The organism is Micromonospora sp. NPDC048905, assembly GCF_040649655.1.
Taxonomy (GTDB): Bacteria; Actinomycetota; Actinomycetes; order Mycobacteriales; family Micromonosporaceae; genus Micromonospora.
This window is the reverse complement of the sequence record NZ_JBEZFV010000002.1, coordinates 192205-217717: the sequence shown is the minus strand read 5'-3', so window position 1 is coordinate 217717 and position 25513 is coordinate 192205. Positions and strand designations below refer to the sequence as shown.

Sequence of the window (25513 nt, the reverse complement as noted above, 5' to 3'; positions counted from 1 at the left end):
GGAGGTGAACGTCCACCCGCGCCCCTCCGGGCGGACCAGGACCGTACCGGTGGTCGCCGCGGTGGTCAGCGTGCTGGTGATGGCCATGTGCACGGTTGGCACGCAGGGTCCGCTCGCTGTCGTACTGCCGTCGTTGATCGTCGGCGGCGCTGTCGCGGCCGCGATTTGGGCGGTGCGGCGGTCCCGCGCCGACCGCACCGCCTACGAGTCGCGGTTGACCGCCTGGGCCGCCTCCGAGGCGGTGCTCGCCGAGCGGTTGCGGATCGCCCGCGACCTGCACGACATCGTCTCGCACGGACTGGGTCTCATCACGGTCCGCGCGGCGGCCACCCGGCACCTACCCAAGCCGACCGAGGTGCAGGTGGCACTCACCGACATCGAGGACGCGAGCCGGCACGCCACCGCCGAGCTACGCCGCATGCTCACCGTCCTGCGGGAGCCGTCCGCCGCCAGCCTCCGTGCGCCGGTGGACAACCTCGACGACCTGCCCGGCATCGTGCACGGGGCGTCGCTGGCCGGGGTCCGGGCGCGGCTGACGGTCGAGCCGCTCGGCCCGGTGTCGCAGGGCGTCCAGGTCGCTGTCTGCAAGACCGTGCGGGAGGCGCTCAGCAACGCCGCGCGGCACGCGGGGCCGACGGACGCGCGGGTACGGGTGTACCGGGACGGGACCCACGTGGTGGTCACGGTGGCGGACACCGGCCCGTCACTCGACGGTTGGCGGGCCTCGCCGGGCGCCGGACACGGGCTGGCCGGGTTACGGGAGCGGGTCGCTAGTCTCGGCGGCACCCTGTCGGCGGAGCGCGTCGACGGGGGTTTCCGCCTGACCGCGCGGATCCGGGACGAAGCGGCGTGAGCGACATCCGGGTGCTGCTGGTGGACGACCAGGCGCTGCTGCGCCACAGCCTCGCCATGATCATCAACAACGAGCCCGACCTGGCCGTCGTGGGCGAGGCAGGTGACGGCGCGCGGGCCGTGGCGTGCGCCCGTACCACCCGCCCCGACGTCGTCCTGATGGACGTTCGGATGCCGCACCTGGACGGCCTCACGGCCACCCGGCGCATCTGTGCCGACCCCGCTCTGTCCACCGCCCGCGTCCTGGTCCTGAGCATGTTCGAGCTCGACGAGTACGTCTACGAGGCGTTGCACGCGGGAGCGTCCGGTTTCCTGCTCAAGGACGCCCGCCCCGACGAGCTGATCGAGGCGATCCGTCGTACGCACCGCGGCGAGTCGCTGTTCGCGCCGTCGATCCTCACCCGGCTCGTCGCGCACTACGTCACGGCGCCCCGACCTGATCGACCGACGCCGGCGCTGCGGCGGTTGACCGGCCGTGAGGTGGAGGTGCTGACGTTGATCGGTGGCGGCCTGTCGAACGACGAGATCGCCACCGCGCTGGTCATCTCGGTGAAGACGGTGAAGACGCACATCACGCACCTGATGGCGAAGCTGGCCGTACGGGATCGGGCGCAGCTCGTGATCGCGGCGTTCGACGCGGGCCTGGTGCGGCCACGCCGCTGAATCGAGCTACGTCGGCGGCGCGAGGATCACCTGTCCGAGTTCCTGGGTGCACCGGGTGAGCGCGACGTAGAGGCCGTTCCAGCCGCGCGGTTCGGCGGCGATGCCCTGGGGATCGACGAGGAGCGTCGCGTCCCACTCCAGACCCTTGGCCTGGGTCGCGGTGAGCACCGGCACGTCGTTCAGCACGGCCAGGAGTTCGTTGACGCGGTCGGCGGGGGCGATGACGCCGACCGTGCCGCCACGCCACCGTTGCCGAAGCTCCCGCACCGCCTCGACGGCCGTGTCGGCAAGCTCGGCGGGGGTGGTGGTGAGCTCCCAGGGGGCGATGCCGGAGGAGCGTACCGCCCGCGGCGGCGCGTTGTGGCTGCCAGCTTTCGTCAGGACCGGCCCGGTGAGATCCATGACCTCCCGCGGGGTCCGGTAGCAGATGGTCAGTGTCGCGGCGGTCCACCGGTCTCCGAAAACAGCCTGTACCGCTTCCGCCCAGCTGCGGTGCCGGTGCGCCGCCTCCGCCTGGTCGATGTCACCGACCGCGGTGATGGAGCGACTGGGACAGCGTCGCACGACCATCTGCCACTGCATCTCGGACAGCTCCTGCGCCTCGTCGATGACGACGTGGCCGTACACCCAGCCGCGCTGTCGGCGGGCGCGCTCGGCGACGAACTCGCCCTGTGGTTGCGGGGCTGCGACCTCGCCCAGCAGGTCGGCGAGGGCGTCGAGCAGGGCGATGTCGCTCGGTGCCCACGGGGTCGGCTCGGCCGAGACGGCGGTGATCTCCGCCGGGGACAGCTGCGGGGCGAACCGGGCCAGCAGGGTGCGGTCGGTCAGAAGGGTGCCCAGCAGGGTTTCGGGGTCGAGGGTGGGCCACCAGGCCTCGACGAACCGGGCGATGCTGGCGCTTCCGGCGATCCGTGAACGAAGATCCTCGACCTCCTCCTCGGAGAACACGCCGTCGACGTCACTGCCGGTGGAGGCCCGGCCGGAGTGGTGCTCGCGCGCCATGCCCCGATCGACGCGGGCGAGGATGTCCTCGAAGCCCTCCTCCATCTCGTCCATCAGCGTCTCGCGCTGCTCGACGACGGCGTCGGCGAGGAGGTGGTGCAGCTGCTCGGCGAAGACCGCGCGGGCGCGATGGTACGGCCGGCCCTGCACGGCCGAGGCGAGCGCCTGCGCCACCGTCTCGGCGGGAATGGCGTAGAACTCGCCCTGCCAGCGCAGCTTCAGCTCACGGGGCCGGGGGAGCAGCGACGTGACGTAGCTTTCCAACGTGGACTGCCAGAGGGCGCGGCCCTTGATCTCGGCGAGCTGTCGGCTCTCGTCACGGCCCACCTGGATCCCCGGCAACAGGGTGTCGCAGGTCGCCGAGACGACGGCGGTCTCACCGAGCGCGGGCAGCACCTGGGCGATGTACTCGAGGAACCGTGGCGAGGGGCCGAGGACCAGGACCGCCTGGTCGGCAATTGTCCGGCGGGCGAACAACAGGTAGGCGACCCGGTGCAGGGCGACCACGGTCTTGCCGGTGCCGGGCCCGCCCTGAACGATCAGCGGACCGGTCGCCTCGGCCCGGATGATGTCGTCCTGTTCGCGTTGCAACGTGGCGATCGCCGTCGACATGCGGCCGGTGCGTCGCTGGTCAAGGGCGGCCAGGAGAGCGCCCTCACCGACGAGTTCCGCCGACAGGGTCCCGTCCAGTGGCTCGTCGTCGACCCCGACGACCGTCGATCCGCTCGTGCGGATGTGCCGGCGCCGGGCCTGGCCCTGCGGGTCGACGGCCGTCGCGGTGTAGAAGGGTCGCGCCGCGGCCGCACGCCAGTCCACCAGCAGGGGCTCATCGTCCTCGCCGTCGTCGCGAAGACCGATGCGGCCGACGTGTCGCACGGTGCCGTCGAGGCCGTCGAGGCGGCCGAAGACCAGCCCTTCCCGTGCTTGCCGCAGCTCTTCGTACCGCTGACCGAGCATGCGCTGCCGGGCCTGTTCCACCGCGTCCAAGGCTTCGGCCGAAAGCTCCACCCGGAGGTGGTCGGCCAAGCCGTCGCGCCGGGCCGTGGCCAGGTCGAGAAATGCCTGTTCCTCAGCGACCGCTGATCGCCGGGCGACGTCGTCCGTGGCAGTTGGTGATTCGCCCTCGGGTGTGCCTTCGCCTTCGCCAGCAGTGCCGTGGTGCAGAGCAGAATCCTGGCGCATTCGCAATCCCTGTGCTTGTGGCCCCGGGCCGCGGATGAGCCCGCAGCCTATTCCCGGGCGAGCATAGAACTCATTCTCATCCTCGGCCAGGAATCCTGTCACCAGAGACGGAAATCTCAATGCCTTGCGAATGCGGCCCCGGTGGCATCCTCCAATCCGTATTCGCTTATTGACAGTTCGGTCCTTATCTGATCTGAACGCGGACATTCCTATGGCCCCGTTGGTCACGCGGTAACCGGGGCACCCGCCGGTTGATCGATGTGACTACCATCCCCTCGTGATCGAGGAGCTGATCGAGAAAGCGGCCGTCGAGGATGACGACGCCCTCGAGGAGTTGTCCGCGATCGCGGACGCGGACCCGGGAACGCTGACTCCGCATCTCGGAGACCTGCTCGATCGTGACGTGCTGTGGCCGGCGACGTTGTACCGGACGGCGGAGGTCGACGTGGTCCGCCGGGTCATCGAGCGGATCGACGGCGGCACGACGCCGGACGACCTCAACGAGCTTCTCGTCATCCTGGCGCACACCGCTCACCCGCTGGCCGTGAGCGCCCTGCGTCGCTGGACGACACAACCACCGGCCGGCGCCGGGGAACTGCACGTCAGTGCACTGAGGTACGCCGAGGAGGGCGGCTGGACGGTCGGGCCGGACGGCAGCTGCCGGGACCTGTGCGGCGGCATCGCGTACCAGTGGGTCATGCGCGAGACACCGCGGCGCGTGGACGGCCCCACCTGTCCGTGGTGCGCGTCGCCGTTGTGGACGGCCGCGGAGCTCGACACCGCGGAACCTGCCGTCGGCGCCGCGCTGGCCCACACGGGTTGGTCCGGCCGGCTGGTCATCGAGACCTGCTATTGGTGCGTCGGCTACGCGACGCTGTACAGCCAGGTCACTCCGGCCGGCACCACCAAGTGGTGGCCCGGCAACACCCGCCCGAGCTACCTCGGTTCCACCGAACCGGAGGACCTGCCGACGCTGGTGCCGGTCCTGGGGTCGGCGCGGGAGAGTCCCTACCAGGCCAGCGCGTGGGGTCGGGGCGGTTCGACGCTGGGCGGCGCCCCCGACTGGATCCAGGACGCCGAGCACGCCGACTGCCCCGGTTGCCGCCAACCGATGGACTACGTGGGTCTGCTTGGCGGCGCGGACCTGGACGAGTACGGCGAGGGCGCCTACTACCTGCACCTGCACCAACCGTGCGGGTTCGCCGCCGTGAACTACCAGCAGAGCTGAATGCCGTTGGCGGCGGACGGTGGGATGCGTCGCGTCAGGTGGTCGGAACGACCGCCTGCGGACTCCGTGTCGGGTCGCTGGCCGTCGGACGGGAGGAAACCATGCTGGACAGACCGACGGCCAGACGGGTCAGGGCGAGTGCGATCGCCAGGGCGACCACGGCGATGGTGGCGTGGCCGATGTCGGGTGCCCACAGCTGGAGTTTGGCAAGGTCAGCGCCCTGCCAGAAGGACGGTAGCGTCCAGGCGACGCCGGCTGCCACAGCGGCGGAACCGCCGGTCCAGGCGGTGGTGGCGATGAGGGAACGGGCGCGTGAGCGGGCCGGCGGGATGGTGCCGTGCCGGAGTCGGCGGATGAGGCGGGTCCAGGACCAGGCCAGGACGGTGATCAGCAGCACGGCGACGCCGAGCAGGCCGGTCAGCGCCCAGCGGTGAACCGGGTCGGGGGCGGCGGCCGTGGGCGTGGCGCCGTGCAGGATCCGGGCGAGATTGAACGCTCCGGCGCTGAGCGGAGCATCCATCGGCAGACCGTAGATGTTGGTCATGATGATGACGGCCAGGTTCGACTCGGGTGCGAGCACGAGGTGGGCGAAGTAGTCCGGGGTCGCGCCGGCGTGCCAGACGATGCGGGTGCCGACGCCGTCGAGGGTGCTGTTCCTCCAGCCGAACCCGTAACTGCCGTGACCTGTGGACACGGTGCCGGTGTGCATCTGTGTCGTGCGGTCGGCGCCGAGAATCCGAGTGTTGCCGTAACGGCCGCCGTTGAGCTGCGCGATCGCGTAGTGGGTCAGGTCGTCGAGGCTGGCGGCGAGGAAGCCGTACGGCACTCCGGCGGTGTCGAACGGCGCGGCGAAGCGCCGTGGTTGGCCGAGGTAGTAGCGGTGCCCGGGCGGAATTCCGACCGCGCGGGCCTCGTCGACGGTGGCCGCGGAGTGCGTCATCTGGAGCGGGTCGAGCACGTGGCGGCGCAGGTAGGCGCCGAAGGTGTCGCCGGTGACGTCCTCGACGAGCGCGCCGAGAATCATGTAGTTGGCGTCGCTGTACTCGTGGCGCTGCCCGACGGCGGCGGTGGGTCGCAGGGTGGCCAGGTCCCGCACGGACCGGGTCAGGCCGCCAGGTCGGTTGTCGTAGCGGTCGGTCAGGCCGGTGCTCCAGACTTCCGGTAGGCCGCTGGTGTGGGTCAGCAGCTGGCGGACGGTGACCGTCCGCGCGGTGTGCGCGTCACCCAGTGCCAGCCAGGGCAGGTACGTGGCCGCCGGGGTGTCGAGGTCGACGCGGCCGGCCTCGACCAGTTGCGCCACGGCGAGTGCGGTGAACGACTTGCTCGTCGAACCGAGCAGGAATGGTGTCTGTGCGGTCATCGGGCGGCCGTCGCCGTCGACGCCCCAGGCGCCGCTGCGGAGGACCGTGTCGCCGCGCACCACCGCGTACGCCAGCCCGGGTGCCCTGGTCTGCTCCTGGTAGGCGCGCAGGTAGTCCTCGGCGGCGGCCAACTCGTCGCCGGGTGCGACGCGGTTGAGCAACGGGTCGGCGGCGACCGGCGCGGCCGTCGTGGCCAGCACGGTCAGGCAGCCGGCCACCGCGACCAGACGCCCGGCCTGCCGTCGTAATCGGATCCATCCGCTCATGTCGCACGCCCTTCCGCGTCAGCCGATCTGGCTCAGGAGCTTCTCCAGCGCGGACAACCGATGCCTGACCTCGCCGAGTTCTGCCCGCACGCGCGTGAGTTCGTCCGCCACGGCCTGGCCTCCGTCGGCGCTCCGTTCGGCCAGCAGCCGGTAACCCTCCTCCCGCGTCGCGGCGTAACGGGCGCGATAGAGGCCGAGCCCGACGAGACCGGCGACGACGATCACCGTCGCCACGATCACCGCCGAGGCGATGGTGGAGGTCTGCGCCATGTCCGACGCCATCAGCTGGGTCATTGCTCACTTCTCCTGTTCTCTGGCCGGCTCCGCGCCGGTCAGGGTCTGCGCGGCCAGCGCGACCGCCGCCAGGTCCAGGGACACCGTGAACGGCGTGGCCTGGAAATATTTCACCGAGCTGCCGTCCGGTGCGGTGACCAGTTCGCCGGTCACCAGATCGGCTGCCTCCAGTTTCTGCAGGTGCATGTAGAGCAGCGGTCGGTTCATCTGCAGCCGCCGTGCGAGCTCGCTGACGTAGGTGCGCCCCTGGCTGAGCGCGGCAAGGATCCGCAGTCGGTGCGGGCTGGCCAGCGCGGCCAGCAGCGACACCAGCTCGTCACCGGTCCGCAGGGTGCCGCTCATCCGGGGATCCTTCCTCGGCACTGGTGTCAGATTTCTCTGACACGGGGGTGTAAAGGAATTCTGACACCGCGCTTCGGTGGGTGTCAACGCCGTCCCGGGCACCGCGGGCACTCGCCGGCCCGGATCCGGCCTCGTCGGAGCGGGACGGAGCTCTGTGGGCCGGGGCCGCCAGATAGGTTGCCCACATGTCACCGATCCCGCCGCCGCTGCTGCCCGAGACCCGACGTGCGCTGGTTCACCGGCTGGCCACCGGTCAGGCGGCGGGTCGGGCGCCTTCAGTCGTCGCTGCCGTGGTGCGTGCTGGCCGTCCGGTGTGGGTGGACGGGTGGGGAACGGTGGACGGCCAGGTGCCGGATGGCGACCTCCAATACCGGATCGGCTCGATCACCAAGACCTTCCTGGCGGTGCTGGTGCTGCGCCTGCGCGACGAGGGGCGACTCGCGCTCACCGACCCGCTGGCCGAGCATCTGCCCGGCACGGCGGCGGGCCAGGCCACGATCGGTGCGCTGCTGGCGCACACCGCCGGGCTGATCGCCGAGGCGCCCGGCCCGTGGTGGGAACGAACCCCGGGCACGCTGCGACCCAACCTGGCCGACGTGCTGGGCAGCGATCCGCACGTGCATCCGGCTGGACAGCGCCTTCACTACTCCAACCCCGGTTACGCGCTGCTCGGCGCGCTGGTGGAACAGGTACGGGGTCAGGCGTGGGGCGAGGTGCTGCGGCGCGAGGTACTGGAGCCACTCGCGATGACCCGCACCACCCTGCTGCCGGTCGCACCGCACGCCACCGGCTGGGCAGTGCATCCCTGGGCCGATGTGCTCCTTGCGGAGCCCGCGGTGGACACCGGTCTGATGGCGCCTGCCGGGCAACTGTGGTCGACCGTGACGGATCTGGCCAGGTTCTCCGCGTTCCTCATCGACGGCGACGACCGGGTGCTACACCCGGACACCGTCGCGCAGATGCGCACTCCGGCGAGCCCACCGGAGGCGGCGGGCTGGGACAGCGGCTACGGGCTCGGCATGCAGCTGCTGCGCCGCGACGGCCGGCTGTTGGCCGGGCACACCGGCTCGATGCCGGGCTTCGTCGCGGCCGTGTGGGTCAGCCCCGAGGACGCTCTGGGCGCGGTTGTCATGGCCAACGTGACCGCCGGCCTGTCCGCCGGCACTCTCGCCGCTGATCTGCTGCACACGGTCGCCGAGCGGGAGCCGCGGATCCCTGCGCCGTGGCGACCGCTGCCCGCAGTTGACCCACAGCTACTGGACCTCGCCGGCCCGTGGTACTGGGGGCCGGCCCCTTATCTGCTGCGCCCGCAGGCTGACGACTTCGTGGAGTTGGTCCCGCTGGCCGGCGGGCGCGGCACCCGGTTGCGCCCCACCGGCGACGGTGGTTGGGAGGGGCTCAACGGCTACTTCGCCGGCGAACGGCTGCGAGTGCACCGCGACGCGGCGGGCGTCGTCACCCACCTCGATCTCGGCACCTTCGTCTTCACCCGGCAGCCCTACGACCCTGCGGCGCCGGTGCCCGGCGGTGTCGACCCGGCCGGTTGGCGGGCCGGCTGACCTCGCGAGCGCACCGACCTCGTGGGCGCTGCGGCTCCGCCGAGGTTGGCGAGAACGGCCGGCTCAGGATGTGCCCCGGGGGCCAAGCCACAGCCGCAGCGGGCGTCCGTCTTCGGTGTGCACCAAACCGGTCTCCTCCGCGTAGGCCAGCGCCTCGCCCAGTTCCACCTCGCTCACCAGCAGCCGTTGCGCCAGTTCTGCCGGCGTGGTCTCCAACGGAGTCCGGGGTGTCCAGCGCAGTACCGCTTCGAGATCCTGGGCGACAGCGTCGTAGCGGCAACGCAAGTCCCGCTGCCGAACCGCCGCAACCTCATCCGGAGGCAACGACAGAACCGTGTCGATCCGGGCGGGTTGGCCAGCCCGGTAGGCGTTTCCCTCGCACACCAGAATGCCGGCAGCGACCAGCAGCGGGAACACGTCCCGCTTGCGACGTACGGGAGGCACGCCCAGTTCGGCCACGATCTCGGCGAGCCGGCGCTGCTCCGCAGCCTCCCGGGCGCGGTACCCGGGCGCGACGTGGCCGGTGGCTGACGGACGCGGCCACAACGGTTCGTCCAGCCAACCGACCGGATACGACGGAGGCGAGTGGAAGCCGTCCTCGACCTGCTGCGGGGTTACCGGTCGACCGAGCCGCCGCGCCATGTTGGCGGCGATGTCCGCCACCTCCGTCACCCAGCGCGGCAGCGCCGAGTGCCAGCCGTTGTCCGGGCCTCCGATCGCCGACTGGCCGCGGGCCAGCCAGGCAGGCGGCTCAACTACCGGATCGGCCCAGAACCGCAGCACCCAGGTGTAGCCGGACGTGCTCTCCGTGCCCGCCTGCCCGCGCGCCACCCGCACCCGATACCACTGCGCAGCACCGAGGTCGAGGTCGGCGGGACCGACGCCGCCGGTCAGTGTGGTGACCGACAACCCACCAGAGCTCGAACGGTACGACGCCTCCAGGACATCGTCGAACTCCTCGTGATCAGTGGGCGGCGGACCGTCGTGCAGCTCGAGACGTACCGCATGATCAGCCAGGCCCGGCGCCTGAGCGGTGACCCAGCCGGCGCCGGTCCCGGCGAACGTCCCGGTCGGCCGACCGCCGCGATCACGGTGCCGGGGCACCTCCGGATCCTCGTGACCCCACTCCACGCTCGGATCCACCAGAACAAGGAGTGAATACTCGGGACGGTAGTCCTCGATCTCGACTGCCTGCACCAGTGTCACGATGCCAAAATAGTCGACGGTCGACCCCTGGCTCCGCAGGTGCGACCGCGAGGTACCGCAACGTCGTGGGTTCGCGAAGCACCCACCGCCAGGCGCAGGTCGCGCAGGTCCACGTCTGGCCACGGGGCAGAGGTGGGCTGGTCAGCCGTACTGGTCGGACTCTCCGGTGGTGGGTGGCAGGTGGGCGTCCGGCTCAGGCCGGGATCAGGCTGGCCATCTTGTCGGCGGACTTGAGCCCCGAGCCGGTGAGTACGACGACGGTCGTCTGATCGGGAGTGATGGTGCTGTTGGAGATGAAGTGGTCGAGTGCGGCGACCGCGACGGCGCTGGTCGGCTCGGCGTACAGCCCGCGGGCGGCCAGGGCGCGGACCGCGGCGTGGATTTGCTCCTCTGGAACGGCGACACCCGCGCCGCCGCAGCGACGTAGCGCCTCGACGGCCTCGGGGAGCCGTACCGGGGTGGCGATGGAGGCACCCTCGGCGATGGTAGGCACGCGCTCGCCGCGCCCGGCCCGGTCGACACCGTTGAGGGTGTCGGCGATGGTGGACCAGTGCTCGGGCTGCCCGACGAGCAGCCGGGGTAGTCGGTCGATCTGTCCCGCGGCGAGCAACTCGGAGAAGGCGATGTCACAGCCGAGGATCTGGCTGCCGGCTCCGGCGACGAGCACCACGTTGTCCGGGGCGGTGAAGCCGAGGCTCTCCCAGATCTCGTACGCGATCGTCTTGGTGCCCTGGAGGAACATCGGGTGCCAGTTGTGGCTGGCGTACGGGATCTGCTCCGCCTGTCGGACGGCCTCCGTGCCGACCTCGTCGCGGGTGCCACCAACAAGCTCGATCTCCGCGCCGAAGGCACGTGCTTGCAGGATCTTCGGTGCGCTCGTCGCCGCCGGTGCGATGATCTTGGCACGTAGGCCGGCCGCGGCGGCGTAGGCGGCGACCGCGGCACCGCCATTGCCGGAGCTGTCCTCGAGCACGCGGTCAGCACCCTGTGAGCGCAGGTGCGACACCATCACCGACACGCCGCGGTCCTTGAACGACGACGTGGGGTTGAACCACTCCAGCTTGAAGTGCACCCGGTGCTCGCCCCAGCCCAGCGCGACCATCGGTGTGAGGCCCTCGCCGAGGCTCACGCGGTAGTCAGGGTCGACGGGCAGGACGGAACGGTAGCGCCACAGCGACCACTCGCCCTGGTCGATCTGCTCCGGCATCAACCCGGACAGGGGTGACAGCATGAGAGGGCTGTCGTCGTCGCCGCGCCAGCGCCGGTCATGGAGCGGGTAGCTGTTGCCGCTCCTGTCCAGCAGCAGCGGTTCGCTGTAGTTCCCCATCACGTCCTCCGTGCACAGCGGTGCGGCGTTCCATCAAACCAGGCACGTCCGTCATTGGCTGCCCCAATGTCCTGATCCGGGTCGGCCTGCTCCTGATCAGGGAACCACTGCAACCACAAATCTCGGCCCTCCAGCGCCGTCGCGGTGCCAGCGGGCAACCGTCGACGGGGCGGGCTGAGGGTTGCGATATCCTGCAGGCGCCCACCCCGGCGTCGACCACAGTCGCGTCCGTCGGCTATCGATGGTCCATGGGGCGCCCCAGATCCAGGGAGATACCGATGCCGGAGCCTGAGCCCGCTCACGACGACCACGAGGCGGATGCCGAAACCACGGCCGAGGCCGACCAGCCTGCCGCTCCCGCGAATCGGGCTGCCCGACGCGCGAAGGGCAAGGTCGCCTCACCCCAACCGCATGGAAAGGGTCAGCACTTCGGCGGCCGGGGCTCGGTCCAGAGCCCGCGCCAGTGGGGTAACCGGCGAAGCGGCTGACCGTCGGCCTGTTTGGCCTGCCGGCGCCGGCCGGCTCTGCCGCGGCGCGCTGCCAGCGCGGGAGCGCGCGTGGTGGCGCGGCCGGAGCGCTGGGGGTATCTGCACCTAATGTAGGACTTCTTCGCATAAGACCGGTTAACGCGAGTCCTGCTCCACTACGTTCATGTCGGGAGCGACACCCGATTTGTCGCTGTCTGCGCGGATTGTTACGTGCGGAGACATGGTGTAGGGAGAAGGGCTAGGTAGCTCGATGTCCAACCATCGACACCCGAACGTCAGCGAGGTAGCGGCAGATCAACCACCTCCCGCCAGGAGGCGGCGGGCACGGTGGCTCGTCGCCGGAGTGGCCGGGGTGGCTGGGCTGGCCGCCGTCAGCGCGCCGACAGGGGTGACCGGAGCGCTCGGAGCGAGCGGCAGCAGCCTGGTGAACGCCGGGGAGCAGGTCCTCGCCGGCAGCACCAGCCGGCTGACCGGCGACGACAACAAAGGGCAGGACCGGGGCGGCACGGACCACAAGGACGACGACCACCGGGGCGGCGAGGGCGACCACGTCACGGACGTGCCGTGTGGCGCCAACGAGCTGATCGCGGCGCTCGTCCGCGCGAACGCCGGCAACGGGGCGACCCTCAAGCTCGCCGGGAAGTGCACGTACACGCTCAACGCGTCCGCACCTCAACCACCCGTGCCCCACGGTCCCATCGGCCTGCCGATCATCACTCAGCGGGTCGCGATCGACGGGAACGGCGCCACCATCGTCCGCGCGGCCAACGCCGCACCGTTCCGGATCCTCGAGGTGGGCGCCGGCGGCGACCTCCAGCTCCGCGACGTGACCATCAAGGGTGGCCAGGACACGAGCGGGATCGGCGGCGGTGGGGGTGGAATCCGGATCGACATCGGCGGCCGGGCCACCATCGAGAACACCGACGTGGTCTTCAACCGGACCAACGGCTCGGGCGGCGGCATCGCCAACTACGGCGATACCAGGATCCTCGGCCGCAGCGACCATGGCGAGGGCAAGGACCGCGACGGCAAGGATCGGGACGGCAAGGACCGGGACGGCAAGGACCGCGACAAGCACGGGGACGACGAGAGCAAGATCAGTGACAACGCGGCCCTGTACGACGGTGGGGGCGTCTACAACAACGGCAACCTCACCGTGCGGAACACCAGAATCAGCGACAACAACACGATCGGCGTTGTCACCGTCCTGCCGATCGGTGGCACGGGTGGTGGGCTGTCCAACTCCAGCGTCGCCGTGCTCGACAACGTGCGCGTGCACCACAACACCTCGGGCTTCCGGGGTGGTGGCATCCGCAGCGGAATCAACGCCACCACCACGGCGAGGAACATCGAGGTCAGCGAGAACGCGACAGGCAGCGAAGGCGGCGGAATCTTCAGCGACGGCATCTTCCACCTGGAGCACAGCAAGATCAGCCGGAACAGCGCCGGCCAACGCGGCGGCGGGATCTTCAACCAGATCGGCCGGTTCGTGGTCGAGGACAGCCAGATCAGCGAGAACGCCGCCAGCACGTTCAGCACGATCGAGCACGGCGGCGGCGTCTACGTCGGCAGCGGCATCGTCGTGCTGCGGCACACCCACATCAACCGGAACAAGGCCGTCGGCACGAACTCGCGCGGCGGCGGGATCTACAACAGGGGCACCGTCAACCTCACCGAGTCCACGGTGACGGAGAACGTCTCGGCCCTGGCGCCGGGCGGGGTCTTCAACGAGGGCGGTCAGGTCACCGTGGATGAGAAGTCGGTCATCAGCGCGAACCGGCCCACCAACTGCACGCCCAGCGCGCCGCCCGTCCCCAACTGCTTCGGCTGATCATCTGGCCGCTCGGCTCGTCGAGGGCAACAGCACCGACAGCGGTACGGGGCATCCGGTCCCGTCCGGGTTCGATCACCTGATCGGGTCCGTGGCGGGACCGGATGCGTGTGCTGTTCCGGTGGTTGGGGAGCCGGGGCCGACAGCACGTGGCGACGTGAGGTGTCGTCGGAGTCGTCGATCAAACGGACGGTAGCGCCTCGATCGCTGATCGTGTCACCATCTGGTGGCAGGGGTGGACCGCCTGACGGTCGGAGGTTCCATTGGCAGGCATGCGGCGGATCAACCAGTCACAGAACAACGACCGTTCCCTGATCCTCTTCCGGGCCATCGCGGTGGCACACCGCTACACGCAACGCGCCCAGGCGGTCAGTCTGTTGATGTCACTGGCCGTCGCGAGTCTCGGCGTGGTGGCGAAGGTGGCGCTACCCCCGCTGCAACCCGCTGTCTCGATCATCGGTGCGCTCTGGGCCGGCGTCTACGCGGTCGTACTGGCTCCCCTGATCGGTCGGCACCTGCACGTCAGCGCGACGTTGCAGGAGATGCTGGACACCGACCTGTTCGACCTGCCGTGGAACGCGGTCCTGGTCGGTGAGCGGCTGTCCGAGGACGAGTTGAGCCGTCTCAGCCGGCGCTTCCGCGGCGACGAGACGCGGTTGCGGGACTACTACCTCGTCGCGACCGTCGCCGCTCCGTACGACGTGCTCTTCTGTCTGGAGCAGAACCTGGCGTGGGGCTCGCGGGTCCGGCGACGCTTCGCTGCCGTGCTGCTCGGTGTCGTCGCGGTCTGGTGTGTCGTGGGCGTGACCGTGGGCCTCACGACCGAGAGCACGGTCGGTAGCCTGGTCGGCGTCTGGTTCGTGCCATCGCTGGGTCTGCTGCTGTCGTGTTCGGACATGGCCCGCGCGCAGATCCTGACCACCCGCGACCGCACCCGGGTCCTCGGCCTGGTGCGCGCGGTCACCGAGGAACCGTCGGACGTGATCGCGGACGACCAGGCGTTCGCCGTGTTCGCCCGGCAGGTGCAGGATGTGCTGTTCGTCGCCCGCCGGCAGCAGCCGCGGATGCCGCAGTGGTTCTTCCACCTCTTCCACGACGACGATCTGACCGACTTCCGCTACAAGATGCAGGTGCTCGAACAGCGGGTTGGCGCTCCTTCCTAGCGTCACCCCTGGTCCGTGGCACCGGCTCGGCTGCTGCTGAGGTGTGAGCTGGGTAACTGTCGTTCATGGGGGGCCGGGCCGTCTCGTCTCTGTTGACAGGTTCAAGTGGACGGAGACGTCATGAAGATCTTCCTCGCCGGCGCGTCCGGCGCGATCGGCCGCCAACTGGTCACCCAACTCGTCGCACACGGTCACGAGGTCGTCGGGACGACCCGCTCGGCCGCGAAACTCGACGCCCTGCGGACACTGGGCGCCGATCCGGTCGTCGTCGACGCGCTGGACCCCGGTTCGGTGGCGGATGCGGTGGCGAAGGCCGAGCCGGAGGTCGTCGTCCATCAGCTGACGGCGTTGAGTGGGCCGCCGGACTTTCGACACGCCAAGCGGATGGCCGCCGCCACCGATCGGCTGCGCACCGTGGGCACCGACCACCTCCTCGCCGCCGCGCGCGCCATCGGGGTACGCGCGTTCGTGGCGCAGAGCAACGCCTCGTGGATGGAACGCACCGGCGGGCCGGTGGTCGACGAGAACGGCCGGATCGAGCCCCGCCCGCCGGCCGACGCCGAGGAGAGCGTGGCGGCGCTACGCCACCTGGAGACCGCCGTCACCACCATCACCTGGGCCGAGGGGATCGTGCTTCGCTACGGTGGCTTCTACGGCCCGGGGACCGGTGTGGAACTCGCGCCGGACGCCCGCATGGCCAGCCTGATCCGCCGCCGGAAGGTCCCGGTCGTCGGCGGCGGCACCGGGGTGGTGTCGCTCGTGCACATCGTCGACGCCGCGACGGCCACGGTCGCGGCCGTCGAACGCGGCCGGCGCGGGATCTACCACGTCGCCGACGACGATCCGGCGCCGGTGGGTCAGTGGTTGCCGGAACTGGCCCGCGTGCTCGGCGCGAAGCCGCCGCGCCGCCTTCCGGCGTGGCTGGTGCGCGCGGTGGCCGGCGCGGCTCCGGTGGATCTGATGACGCGGGCCCGAGGCATCTCCAGCGAGAAGGCCAAACGGGAGCTGGGGTGGACGCCTCGGTATCCGAGCTGGCGCAACGGTTTCGTCGAAGGGCTGGGCTGAGCGGTGTCGTCCGCTGATCTCTACGGCGAGCTGCGTCCGCGGGCGTTCGCCATCGCGTACCAGATGCTCGGCAGTGTGAGCGAGGCCGAGGACGTGGTGCAGGAGGCGTTCCTGCGGATGCACCAGACGCTGGGCCGCAACGAGCAGCTCACCTCGCCGCGCGCGTACGTCGCCACGCTCGTCACCCGGTTGTCCATCGACCACTTCCGCTCGGCGCGGGCGCGGCGGGAACGGTATGTCGGGGAGTGGCTGCCGGAGCCGGTGGTCACCGACGCCTCACCCGCCGACCAGGCGGAGACCGCGGACGCACTGTCGCTGGCGTTCCTCGTACTCCTGGAGACCCTGTCGCCCCGGCAGCGGGCCGCCTTCCTGCTGCGGGAGGTGTTCGACTATCCGTACGTCGAGGTCGCCGGCATCCTCGGCACCGACGTCGACAGTACCCGGCACCTGGTGGCGAAGGCCCGTGTCCGCCTCCAGGAGCGTCGGCCTCGCTACCACGCCTCGCGGCGGCAGCGCGACGAGTTGGCTCGGCGGTTCGTCGCCGCCACCGAACAGGGTGACCTGCCGGCGCTGGAGGCGCTGCTGGCACAGGACGTGGTGCTGCACGGCGACGGGGGCGGGAAGGTTCCCGCGCTGGCGTCGCCGATCAACGGCCGGCAGCGGGTGGCACGGCATCTGGCGACCGCGATGTCCGTGGTGGCGCCGCACGGCGGGGTACGGATGCGGATCGCCGAGGTCAACGGCCGGCCCGGTGCGCTGATCTTCGACTCTCGGGACCGGCTCTTCGGCGTGGTGGGCCTCGACATCGCCGACGGTGCGATCCAGGCGATCCACTCCATCGTCAACCCCGACAAGTTGCGTCATCTCGACCCGGTCAGCGACCTCGGTGCGCGGATCCGCGCCGGCCGCCGTCAGCACTCCTGAAGCGGGGCGCCCGGTGTCACCCGGGCGCCCCTCGGCGACTGTCAGTACGGGTATCCGGGGATGTTGAGCCGCACACTGTAGAGGCCGGAGTCGTTGCGCTGGCCGGAGGTGATGTAGAGGGTCTGCCGGTCGGGACCGCCGAAGGCGACGTTCGTGGTGCCGGAGTTGCCGGCCCGGATCGTGCCGAGCTGGGTGCCGGTGGGGGAGTAGACGTGGACCTGGCCATCGAAACCCGACGTCCAGTACACGTTGCCGGCACAGTCGATCGTCCCGCCGTCCGGACCGCCGATGTAGTTCACGAAGACGCTGCGGGCGCCGGTGCTGCCGTCGGCAGCGACCGCGTACTTGTAGATCTTGTTCTCGGAGTACGCGCCCACGTAGAGCGCCGTCCCGTCGGGTGAGAGCGAGATGCCGTTGGGCTGGCGCAGCCGGTCGTCGACGAGCGACACCTGACCGCCGGAGACGCGGAAGACGCTTGTGCGACCGTTCATCTGGTCGGCGCGGTTGCCGCGCTGGAAGTTGGGATCGGTGAAGTAGGCGACGCCGTCCGACCGGACCGCGACGTCGTTGGGTGAGTTGAACGCCCGGCCCTGGTAGTTCGCCGCGACGGTGCTGCGGGAGGAGTCGCTCAGCCGGTAGGCGGACACGTTTCGCTGGTCGTGGGTGGCCGCGATGATCTGCTGGGAGTCGGCGCTGAGTGCCAGGCCGTTGCTGCCGGCGTTGGCGATGAACGTGTCGAAGGTCGCCGGCGGGGTGAACCGGCGGATCGTGGACGGCTGCACATTGTATTGACCCGTGCCGGCGGCCATGTCGGACATCAGCAGGTAGCCGCCGTCGGCGACCCAGACCGGCCCTTCGAGGAACGAGAACCCACCCTGGATCTTCGTGGCCGACAGGGAGCTCGCCGGCAGCGGTGATCCGTATCCGACCCCCGTCGGGCAGACCCCGGACGGTGCGCCGGGCGGGCCGGCGAGCGCGGCGTGAGCGCCGACCGGAGCGGCGTCCACGGCTGTCGAAGGTGTGGCGGCGGCGCCGGTGGCGAACGGCGCGGAGCCGACCGCGAGGCACAGTCCGGCGAGTGCGGCAATGGTGGGACGCCAGGTCATCTAATGCTCCAATCGGCGTCGGCCGTTTGCGTGGACCGGCGGTAGGCGGTGTGCGAGGACGCGGGGGACCAGCACGTTGCGGGTGCGGGCAGTCGATGTGTCACCCGGCAGCCTAGGTGACGATCGAGTGTGTCGCATCTGTTTCGCGGCGGTTAATTTGCACGCTATTACAAAGATGCTGGTCAATGCATAAACGATGGGCGGAATATTCGCCCGGTCGTACCGCGCTGGTCCCGGACTCTGGATCGTTTCAACGACCCGGGTCCATGGGTACGCTCCCACCCGCTGAACCCTCGATCAACGGAGACCTATCGTGATCATGGCATTGCTGCTCGACCTCGCCAACATCGTCGGCGGCTTCCTGCTCGCCGTCGCCGTGCTGCGGCTGCTGCCGCGGGTCGGCGACGACCTGGGACGCCTCGCCGGTCGGGCCGCCCCGATCGCCTGGGTGGTCGGCGTCGTGGCGCTCGTGACCGGCGGCTACTACCTCATCGTCCACCTGGTGTCCGGACCCCGGGTGTTCCACTTCGAGGTGGTGGGGATCGGCGTCGGGCTCGCCCTGCTGTGGGAGCGGCTGACCGGACGGCCGGCGCCACGTGGCGAGCAGCCGGCCGGAGCGACCGGGGTCCGCCTCCTGCTCGCGATCTTCGGTCTCATCGCGATCGTCGTCGGCATCCAGGGGCTCTTCACCCCGGACGGCTGACCGGGCCACCCGCGCCCGACGCGGCCGTGCGGTGGATTCGGCCGGTCCGTCGCTCGTACCGTGTCCCGGTCAGGAGCGGGACACGAGGCCGGATTCCCAGGCCCAGGCGGCGATGCGGACGCGCGTGACGCTTCCGAGCTTCAGGGAGATGTGGGCGACGTGGGTCTTGACGGTGCCCGGCGAGACGTGGAGTTCCGCGCCGATCTCGTCGTTGCTCAGCCCGCGAGCCACGAGCGTGGCGACGTCCCGTTCGCGGGCGGTCAGGGGCGGGTCCGCCTGGAGGGCTTCGCGATCGGTTCTGAGCCGTTCCAGCAAGCGGACAGTGACTTCGGGGCTGATCAGGGCATTGCCCGCCAGCGCGGCTCGGACGGCCTCGACGAGCAGCCCGGGTGCCGAGACCTTCAGCAGGAAACCGCTCGCCCCGTCCCGCAACGCCCGGCCGATGTAGTCATCTTCGTCGAAGGTGGTCACGACGATCACCTTCGTCCCCAGCGCGGGGGTGGTCGTGACGCGTCGGACGAGTTCGAGGCCGTCCATGCCGGGCATCCTGATGTCCGCCAGCAGCACCGCGGGGCGCAGGCGGCAGACCAGGTCCCAGGCCAGGTTGCCGTTGCCGGCCTCGCCGACGACGGTCAGGTCGGGCTGCGCCGACAGCACCATGCGAAAACCGTGCCGGACCATGTCGTGGTCGTCGGCGATCACCACTGTGGTCATGGCGTCGCCTTCCCGATACCCAGCCGCAGGCGCGTCAGCGTGGGCATCGACTCAGTGTAGGGGGAGGGTGACGCGTACCTGCCACGATCCCTGCTCGCGACCGGCGCGCATGGTGCCGTCGAGCGCGTCCACCCGGGCACGGAGGGAGGCCAGGCCGGTGCCCTGACCCTCCGCCCGTGGTGGCGTCGCTCCGGCCGTCAGTTCGTTCGCGACCACTAGGTCCAGGTGTCCCTCCCGTTGGGTCACCGACACCCGCACCGCGACGGCGGTGCGGGCATGCCGGGCGACGTTCGTGAGGGCCTCGACGATCACCCGGTACGCCGTGGCCTGGACCGCGGCGGAGATGTCGCCGTGTCCCGCCACCGCCATCGTCAGCTCGACCCGGATCGGGTGGGCGTCGACGAGGTCGGGTACGTCGGCGAGGCCGTACTGGTGGGTCGGGTGTCCGTCGTCCCGCATCAGCCGGATGCTGCGGTCGAGACGCCGCAGCGCCCGGGCGGCGGCCTGCTCGACCTGCGCGACGAGCGCTCCCGGGTCGCTCGCGCCGACCACCCGAGCCGACTGGGCCAGGACCGCGATGCCGGCGATGTCGTGCGCGACGTAGTCGTGCAGATCCGCGGCGAGCTGGCGGCGTTGCTCGGACCGCGCCTGCTCCACAACGGTCGCCCGCAGCTCGTCGAGGCCGCGGAGGTAGCGACCGAGCAGCGCTCCGGCCAGCACCGTGGAGGCACCCAGGGCACCCAGGAACAACTGCTCGCCGACGGCGGCGTCGGGCAGGAGTCGGAACCCGACCGCCGACCCGGGCAGCAGCAGGAGCACCCCGGTCAGCCGGCCGGCCCGGCCGGCGCCGCGGCTCAGCGCGACCGCGAGGGTGGTCAGCGCGCCGACGTCGATCGTGGTCCACAGCAGGAGCTTGCTGGAGTCGTTGCCGTCGTCGACGAAGTCGTAGCCGAGCCACCGCCACGCCCAGAGGCTCCCGCCCAGCGAGACGACGGCCGCCAGAGCGGCGAGCGGCACCCGGGGCAGTCGGGGCGCCCAGATCGCCAGTGTCGCGGCGAGGACCGACACCCAGGCGGTCAGCCGCAGCGGGGTCGGCTGGCCGTACCAGGGCGCCAGGACGGTGACGATCCCGGCGGCCAGCGCGGCGAGCCGCTTCACGCCGGTCAGCATCTCACGACGAGACCAGATCAACTGTCACGCCCGATTCCACGACGATCGTGCCGGCCTGCGCCCCGTTGACCCGGTGGTCGAAGAAGCTGACCAGCGCGCGGCGGACAGTGCGGTAGGCCAACGCGTGCACCTCCCCGACGTCCCGCCACACGACTGGTTCGACGCGGGGGTAGCGCTCCGCGATCTGTGCCAACATCACCCCGTCGTCGGTGAGCGACCGCGGAGACGCGCCGGGGATGGTGACCCTCGCCCGCCAGCCGGAGCGCGGGAGGTCGCGGCGCACGCTGATGGGCGAACCTCCGATGATGAGCAGGGGCACCATGCCGGTGTCGGTGACGTCGGCGGTGCCGGTCAGGTCCGCGACGGCGGAGACTCCGGGCAGCCCGGCGAGGTGCGCTCGTTGTCTGGCGTCCGAGCCGGTCCACCCGAAGAGGCCGACCCTCCGCAGGTCCATCACGCGGCTCACCGGCCGGTCCAGGCTGGAGAGTCTCCTCGTGACGTACTCGAGGTCGGCGATCCTGGTGGTGTCGGCGTCGAGACGCCCGACGGTGGCGACGGCGTCGGTGGGTTCGATCACCCGCCGGGTGGGATAGAGGTCGACCACCGGCGCGTCGAACGGGTGGTCGACGGTGACGACCACGTATCCGCGGCTCGCCAGTTCCTCGGCGATGCTGGTGTACGCCGACCGCATCACCCCGGGTGGTGGCGAGCCGACCAGGACGGGGAACGAGCCGGTGGCCGGCGGCGCCCACTCGTGGGAATGGGTGCGGAACATCCAGTTGACCTCGTCCGGTAGGAGTCCCAGGCGTCGCTCTTCGCCGGGCGCCCAGGCCAGGTGGCCGAACTCGGTCAGCGCGGGCGCCACCGCGTAGTGCGCCAACGGCCGGGACCCGGAGTCGGCCGGGTAGTGCACGTCGAGCATCAACGTCCGGTCACTGTCCGGGCGCCAGGGGTCGCGGCGGTCCTGGTCCACGAGCCGCATCCGTCGTACGCCCACGTCGTGCGATCCGGTCGGCGCTGGCAGGGCAGGGCTGAACGTGGCTCGCCAGCCATCGGTGTCGCCGTGGCGGGGTAGCACCATCATGGCGGTCCCGGCGAGGAGGAACCCCACGAGCGCGGATGTCAGCTGTCGCCTTCGCATGGGTCGATCCTGCACAGGCGACACGTGCCGGCGCCTCTCCCGACCGGTAGAGGTCGAGCGGTTCGAGGCCGCCGGCCCACCCCGTACGGCAGATGTCGAGCCCGTCCCCGGTGGCCGACACTGACCGGCATGACAGCATCGGTGGCACGCAACGGCGGGCGGCGGTCCTGGCGGCGGTGGGCAGCGGCCGCGGCGAGCGGATGGGCCTGGTTCCTCGTCGTGCTGGGCATCTTCTGGTCCTCTGGCGGGGCCGGCTACCCCTTCGGTCACAACGACCGCACCGGGCCGGACTACTCGTCGCTCCTGGCCGGCCTGGAGCGTGCCGTGGGTGGCCCGCTCATCACCGTGTTCGGTGTGGTGGCGCTCGTCGTGGCCGGGCGGCTCGACGGACGGGACCGCCGACCGACTCGACGTCGAGCCGGGATCGTCGGTGGTGTCGGCGTCGTGGCGGTCATCGTGTGCGTCGTGCTGGACGGACGGATGATCGTGATGTTGCCGCCGTTGGGCGTTCTTCCGATCGGTTGGCTGTGGGCGGACTGGCCGACGCTGTTCCAGGTCGTCGCGGCGGCCGGCGCGGCCCTGTTCGTCCTGGCGAGCGTCGCCTACGCCGACGCCACGAGCGACCACGACCCGGGTGCTCTGCGACGTCGTCGCGCCGCCTGGATCCGGGCGGGCCGGATCGCCACCTTCGTGGCGATCGCGTGCCCACTGCCGTACGCGGTGATCCGGGTGGCCTGGTCTCGGGGCTGGGCTCTCGGGGCACCGGAACCCTTCGTCAGGTCCCTGCTGCGCAACCAGCCGGAGAACGTGTACATCGAGCCGACCCTCGCGTCGTTCGCCACGGCGGGCGCTGTGCTGACCGCTGGACTGCTCTGTCGCTGGGGCAGGGTGTTTCCACGCTGGATCCCGGTGCTGCGCGGCCGCGTCGTACCGATGTGGTTCCCGCTGCTGCTCGGCGGGTCGGCCGTCGCCGGCATCTTCGGATTCGGCCGCGGGCTGCTGCTGGCGCAGATGGGCGTGCACCTGCCCGGTCAGCTCGATACGTTTCAGTTGTGGGGAGAACCGGTCCACGACTGGGCGTACTGGGGAGCCGGCGGCCTGGGCTGGTGCCTGTTTCCACTGTGGTCGATCTCGTTGGCGGTCGCACTGACCGGCTACTACCACCGCTACGCCCCGTCCGCGGGAGAGGTGCCGAGCGCCGGAGCCGATTTCGCGGCGATATCTGGGGATGGTGGCGGCGGGGACGCGGTGTCGCTCAGACGCCGGCGATGGTGAGCAGACGCTCCATCTCGGCAACGGGCAGCGTCGGTGCCGCGGCGGCTGTCCGCGCCACAAACTCGCTGTCATCCGCGAGGAGGGCGCGGCGCGCGTCAGCCGGTAGCCGCGGATGCCCGGCGACGGCCTGGCGGACCGTGCTGTCCGGGTCGGCGGCCAGGCGTTCGATCAGCTCGACGGGCAGGTCCGGATCTCGGGGAGCCAGACTGCGCATGCGAGGATCCGGGTCGCTGGCGAGCCGGCGCAGGGTCGATGCCGGGAGCGGGAGGACGTCGGCGGGACGCCAGTCGGTCTTCTTGTCCGACCGGAACCCGCGATCGATGCGCTCGGCGGTGGCCGGGTCGACCAGGTGTGGGGCGTGCCTGGCCATTGTCGTACGGACGCCACTGTCGTCGTCGTCGAGCAGGCGGAGGACCGCGTCGGCCGGCAGCGCCGGGCTGTGTGCCGCGGAACGCCGGAAGCAGATGTAAAGGGAGGACACGTGGGGCAGCGGGTCCGCGGTGACCCAGTCCAGCCGCAGGTGGCGCAGCTCGGAGACGGCCAGGTGGTCTTCGAACTGCTGCAACACCTCGTCGTCGTCGAGGTCGCCGCCGAGGACGTCGGTGAGCGGGCGCTCGCCGCGCTGGATGTCCGCATAGATGCCGTGACGCGTCGGCTCGGGCGTGTCCGGGCGTCGGAAGATCCCCACCCGCACGTTCGCGCTGGGATCATCGGCGAGCACGTCCCGCACCGACGGGGGGAGCTGCGGGTGCTCGGCCACCTGCCGGCGGACCTGGTGGTCGGGGTCAGCGGCCAGCCGGGCGGCCAGGGCCGGTGTCAGGATCGCGTGGCGTACGGCGCCGGTGCGGGTGACCGGATCGGCGAGCAGGCCCGGAACGAGGTCGGGCGGCGGCACCGGATGCGGTAGCCGTGCGTAGTAGGTCGAGCAGGCCGCCGCGCGAACGCTGTCGACGGGGTCGGTGAGCAGGACCCGCCGGACCGCCTCGGGTGCCTGCGTCCACCACCGTGCGAGCGTGGCCCGGACCGTCGGCTCGGGATCGGTGGCGAGGCGGGCGAGCAGATCGGCCGGTACGTCGTCGCGTTGCGCGAGGTATTCCCGTGCTCGCGGCCCCGGATCGTCGATCAGCCGTTCGTGCAGCTCGCGGGGCGCGTCCCAGGCGCCCACGACCAGGGCAGCTCGGACCGCCGGGTCGGCGTACGCCGTCAGCCGCATCCGGACGGCGTGCGGCAGGTGGCGGTTGAGTGCGAGTGAGTGCAGCAGGCGGTGATCGTCCGACGCGAGGATCTCCTCGATCACGTCCGGGGGCAGGTCGGCGTGCCTGGCCACGCCATCGGAGCAAGGGCGGTGGCGCACCAGCCGGCGGACCAGCTCGACCGGTAGCGCCGGGTTCTCGGCGAGACCGTCGAGCACCTTCGGCAGGTGGACCGGAGTCGGCCCGTCCTCAGCCACCCGCTGCCCTCCCCGGATCCGTCGTGCCGGCACGAGTCTCGCATGACCCGCGTGGATCGGGTGCCCTCGTCGAACCGGCCACTGTCACGGGGCTCAGCCGGCGTCGCCCGTCGTCGCCTCTCCGGCGGCTGGTCGCGGGGAGGGCCGGCGGAACGGGTCGTCCCGGTTTGGCACCGCCTGCTGGCCCCGATCGGTCGATCGCGCCGCGGGCTGCGACGGCATCCGTGGCGACTCGCCGGTCTCGGTGACCAGGCGCTCGGTCTCCTGCACCAGATAGTGCGGCCGGCGCTTCGTCTCGTAGTAGATCCGGCCGATGTATTCCCCGATCACCCCCAGGATGGTCATCTGGATGCCGCCGAGCCCGATCACGCTGACGATGATGGTGGTGTACCCGGGAACGTCGATGCCCTTTTCGATGGCGTCCGCGACCACCCAGGCCATGTAGACGAGTGCGATGAGGGTGAGGAACATGCCGCCGTAGATCGCCAGGCGCAGGGGCCGGTTGTTGAACGACAGCAGGCCGTCGAACGCGTAGTTGAACAGCTTGCCGAACGTCCACCTGCTCTGCCCCGTCTGCCGGGTCTCGTTGCGGTGGGCCACCACCACCGTGCGGAAGCCGATCCAGGAGAACAGTCCCTTGGAGAACCTGTTGTATTCCGGCATCGCCAGGATCGCGTCCACGGCCAGGCGGGACAGCAGCCGGAAGTCGCCCGCCCCGTCCTGCAGGCGCACGTCGATCCACCAGTTGATCACACGGTAGAAGGACCGCGAGGCGACCATGCGGACGAACCGGTCACCCCGCCGGTCCCGGCGGGCGATCACCTGGTCGAAGCCCTGCCGGTAGAGAGCCACCATCTCGGGCAGCAGCCGTGGCGGGTGTTGCAGGTCGGCGTCCATGATGACGACCGCGTCGCCGGTGGCCCGTTGCAGGCCGGCGAGCATCGCCGCCTCCTTGCCGAAGTTGCGGCTCAGCGACGTGTAGCAGACCGCCGGGTCGGCGGCGGCGAGCCGGCGCAACGCCTCGAGGGTGCCGTCCTCGCTGCCGTCGTCGACGTACACCACCTCGACGTCCAGGTCCGACAGCTCGGCGAGCGTGGCCGTGACGGTCTCGTGCAACCGCTCCACCGACGATTCCTCGTTGAAGCAGGGCACCACGATGGACAACCGCACCCTGCTCACCCCGCCCGGCCGGTGATCGGGC

The 25513-nt window shown here is 70.8% G+C and carries 22 protein-coding genes; 10 read left to right on the top strand and 12 right to left on the bottom strand.

Features of this window, described 5'->3' with window-relative positions:
* Positions 1-4: 4 nt before the first annotated feature.
* Positions 5-853 (top strand): histidine kinase, encoded by an 849-nt coding sequence (locus AB0C01_RS05890; protein WP_357239982.1) that lies wholly within the window; start codon positions 5-7, stop codon positions 851-853.
* Complete coding sequence (locus AB0C01_RS05885; protein ID WP_357239979.1) at positions 850-1515, top strand: response regulator transcription factor; 666 nt, start codon at positions 850-852, stop codon at positions 1513-1515. The genes AB0C01_RS05890 and AB0C01_RS05885 overlap by 4 nt, the downstream gene beginning before the upstream one ends.
* Before the next feature lie 6 nt (positions 1516-1521).
* Here the strand turns inward: AB0C01_RS05885 and AB0C01_RS05880 are convergent, their stop codons facing one another.
* Positions 1522-3699 (bottom strand): UvrD-helicase domain-containing protein, encoded by a 2178-nt coding sequence (locus tag AB0C01_RS05880; RefSeq protein WP_357570372.1) that lies wholly within the window; start codon positions 3697-3699, stop codon positions 1522-1524.
* Between the two features lie 277 nt (positions 3700-3976).
* On the opposite strand from AB0C01_RS05880, the gene AB0C01_RS05875 reads away from it, so the two are divergent.
* Positions 3977-4927 (top strand): hypothetical protein, encoded by a 951-nt coding sequence (locus tag AB0C01_RS05875; RefSeq protein ID WP_357570371.1) that lies wholly within the window; start codon positions 3977-3979, stop codon positions 4925-4927.
* A gap of 34 nt (positions 4928-4961) precedes the next feature.
* On the opposite strand, the gene AB0C01_RS05870 is transcribed toward AB0C01_RS05875, so the two are convergent.
* From AB0C01_RS05870 to AB0C01_RS05860, 3 genes are read right to left on the bottom strand one after another with little or no spacing between them, the layout of a single operon-like run.
* Positions 4962-6554 (bottom strand): serine hydrolase domain-containing protein, encoded by a 1593-nt coding sequence (locus AB0C01_RS05870; RefSeq protein WP_357570370.1) that lies wholly within the window; start codon positions 6552-6554, stop codon positions 4962-4964.
* Positions 6555-6572: 18 nt separating this feature from the next.
* A complete protein-coding gene (locus AB0C01_RS05865) occupies positions 6573-6848 on the bottom strand; it encodes a hypothetical protein (RefSeq protein WP_357239967.1) in 276 nt (91 codons plus the stop codon).
* Positions 6849-6851: 3 nt separating this feature from the next.
* Positions 6852-7190: a winged helix-turn-helix domain-containing protein gene (locus AB0C01_RS05860; RefSeq protein WP_357239964.1), complete on the bottom strand. Its 339-nt coding sequence runs from the start codon at positions 7188-7190 to the stop codon at positions 6852-6854.
* Between the two features lie 185 nt (positions 7191-7375).
* Between AB0C01_RS05860 and AB0C01_RS05855 the strand changes: the two genes are divergently transcribed.
* Complete coding sequence (locus tag AB0C01_RS05855; RefSeq protein WP_357570369.1) at positions 7376-8749, top strand: serine hydrolase domain-containing protein; 1374 nt, start codon at positions 7376-7378, stop codon at positions 8747-8749.
* A gap of 63 nt (positions 8750-8812) precedes the next feature.
* On the opposite strand, the gene AB0C01_RS05850 is transcribed toward AB0C01_RS05855, so the two are convergent.
* Positions 8813-9955 carry a hypothetical protein gene (locus tag AB0C01_RS05850; RefSeq protein WP_357570368.1) on the bottom strand — a complete coding sequence of 381 codons (1143 nt, stop codon included), beginning with the start codon at positions 9953-9955 and terminating at the stop codon, positions 8813-8815.
* Between the two features lie 193 nt (positions 9956-10148).
* Positions 10149-11282 (bottom strand): pyridoxal-phosphate dependent enzyme, encoded by a 1134-nt coding sequence (locus AB0C01_RS05845; protein WP_357239955.1) that lies wholly within the window; start codon positions 11280-11282, stop codon positions 10149-10151.
* A gap of 738 nt (positions 11283-12020) precedes the next feature.
* On the opposite strand from AB0C01_RS05845, the gene AB0C01_RS05840 reads away from it, so the two are divergent.
* The 4 genes from AB0C01_RS05840 to sigJ all read left to right on the top strand — a co-directional run bounded on the left by AB0C01_RS05840 (position 12021) and on the right by sigJ (position 16753).
* Positions 12021-13601 (top strand): right-handed parallel beta-helix repeat-containing protein, encoded by a 1581-nt coding sequence (locus AB0C01_RS05840; protein WP_357570367.1) that lies wholly within the window; start codon positions 12021-12023, stop codon positions 13599-13601.
* A gap of 272 nt (positions 13602-13873) precedes the next feature.
* A complete protein-coding gene (locus AB0C01_RS05835) occupies positions 13874-14764 on the top strand; it encodes an S-4TM family putative pore-forming effector (protein ID WP_357239949.1) in 891 nt (296 codons plus the stop codon).
* Between the two features lie 120 nt (positions 14765-14884).
* Positions 14885-15829, top strand: coding sequence for an NAD(P)-dependent oxidoreductase (locus tag AB0C01_RS05830; protein WP_357239946.1), 945 nt, complete (start codon positions 14885-14887; stop codon positions 15827-15829).
* A gap of 3 nt (positions 15830-15832) precedes the next feature.
* Positions 15833-16753: an RNA polymerase sigma factor SigJ gene (gene sigJ, locus AB0C01_RS05825; RefSeq protein WP_357239944.1), complete on the top strand. Its 921-nt coding sequence runs from the start codon at positions 15833-15835 to the stop codon at positions 16751-16753.
* A 41-nt stretch (positions 16754-16794) separates the two neighbouring features.
* On the opposite strand, the gene AB0C01_RS05820 is transcribed toward sigJ, so the two are convergent.
* Positions 16795-17859, bottom strand: a complete 1065-nt coding sequence (locus tag AB0C01_RS05820) for an SMP-30/gluconolactonase/LRE family protein (protein ID WP_357239941.1) — start codon at positions 17857-17859, stop codon at positions 16795-16797.
* A 319-nt stretch (positions 17860-18178) separates the two neighbouring features.
* On the opposite strand from AB0C01_RS05820, the gene AB0C01_RS05815 reads away from it, so the two are divergent.
* On the top strand, positions 18179-18562 hold the full coding sequence (locus AB0C01_RS05815; protein WP_357240667.1) for a hypothetical protein: 384 nt from the start codon (positions 18179-18181) through the stop codon (positions 18560-18562).
* A 69-nt stretch (positions 18563-18631) separates the two neighbouring features.
* Here AB0C01_RS05815 and AB0C01_RS05810 read toward each other — a convergent pair whose 3' ends face one another.
* From AB0C01_RS05810 to AB0C01_RS05800, 3 genes are read right to left on the bottom strand one after another with little or no spacing between them, the layout of a single operon-like run.
* On the bottom strand, positions 18632-19276 hold the full coding sequence (locus tag AB0C01_RS05810) for a response regulator transcription factor (protein WP_357570366.1): 645 nt from the start codon (positions 19274-19276) through the stop codon (positions 18632-18634).
* 51 nt (positions 19277-19327) lie between these two features.
* Entirely contained in the window at positions 19328-20446 is a 1119-nt protein-coding gene (locus AB0C01_RS05805; protein WP_357570364.1) for a histidine kinase, read from the bottom strand.
* A gap of 1 nt (position 20447) precedes the next feature.
* Positions 20448-21587, bottom strand: coding sequence for a hypothetical protein (locus AB0C01_RS05800; protein ID WP_357570363.1), 1140 nt, complete (start codon positions 21585-21587; stop codon positions 20448-20450).
* 129 nt (positions 21588-21716) lie between these two features.
* On the opposite strand from AB0C01_RS05800, the gene AB0C01_RS05795 reads away from it, so the two are divergent.
* Positions 21717-22862: a hypothetical protein gene (locus AB0C01_RS05795; RefSeq protein WP_357570361.1), complete on the top strand. Its 1146-nt coding sequence runs from the start codon at positions 21717-21719 to the stop codon at positions 22860-22862.
* On the opposite strand, the gene AB0C01_RS05790 is transcribed toward AB0C01_RS05795, so the two are convergent.
* Entirely contained in the window at positions 22843-24312 is a 1470-nt protein-coding gene (locus AB0C01_RS05790; protein WP_357570359.1) for a hypothetical protein, read from the bottom strand. The genes AB0C01_RS05795 and AB0C01_RS05790 overlap by 20 nt on opposite strands.
* Before the next feature lie 93 nt (positions 24313-24405).
* Complete coding sequence (locus tag AB0C01_RS05785) at positions 24406-25491, bottom strand: glycosyltransferase family 2 protein (RefSeq protein ID WP_357240664.1); 1086 nt, start codon at positions 25489-25491, stop codon at positions 24406-24408.
* Between the last annotated feature and the right edge of the window lie 22 nt (positions 25492-25513).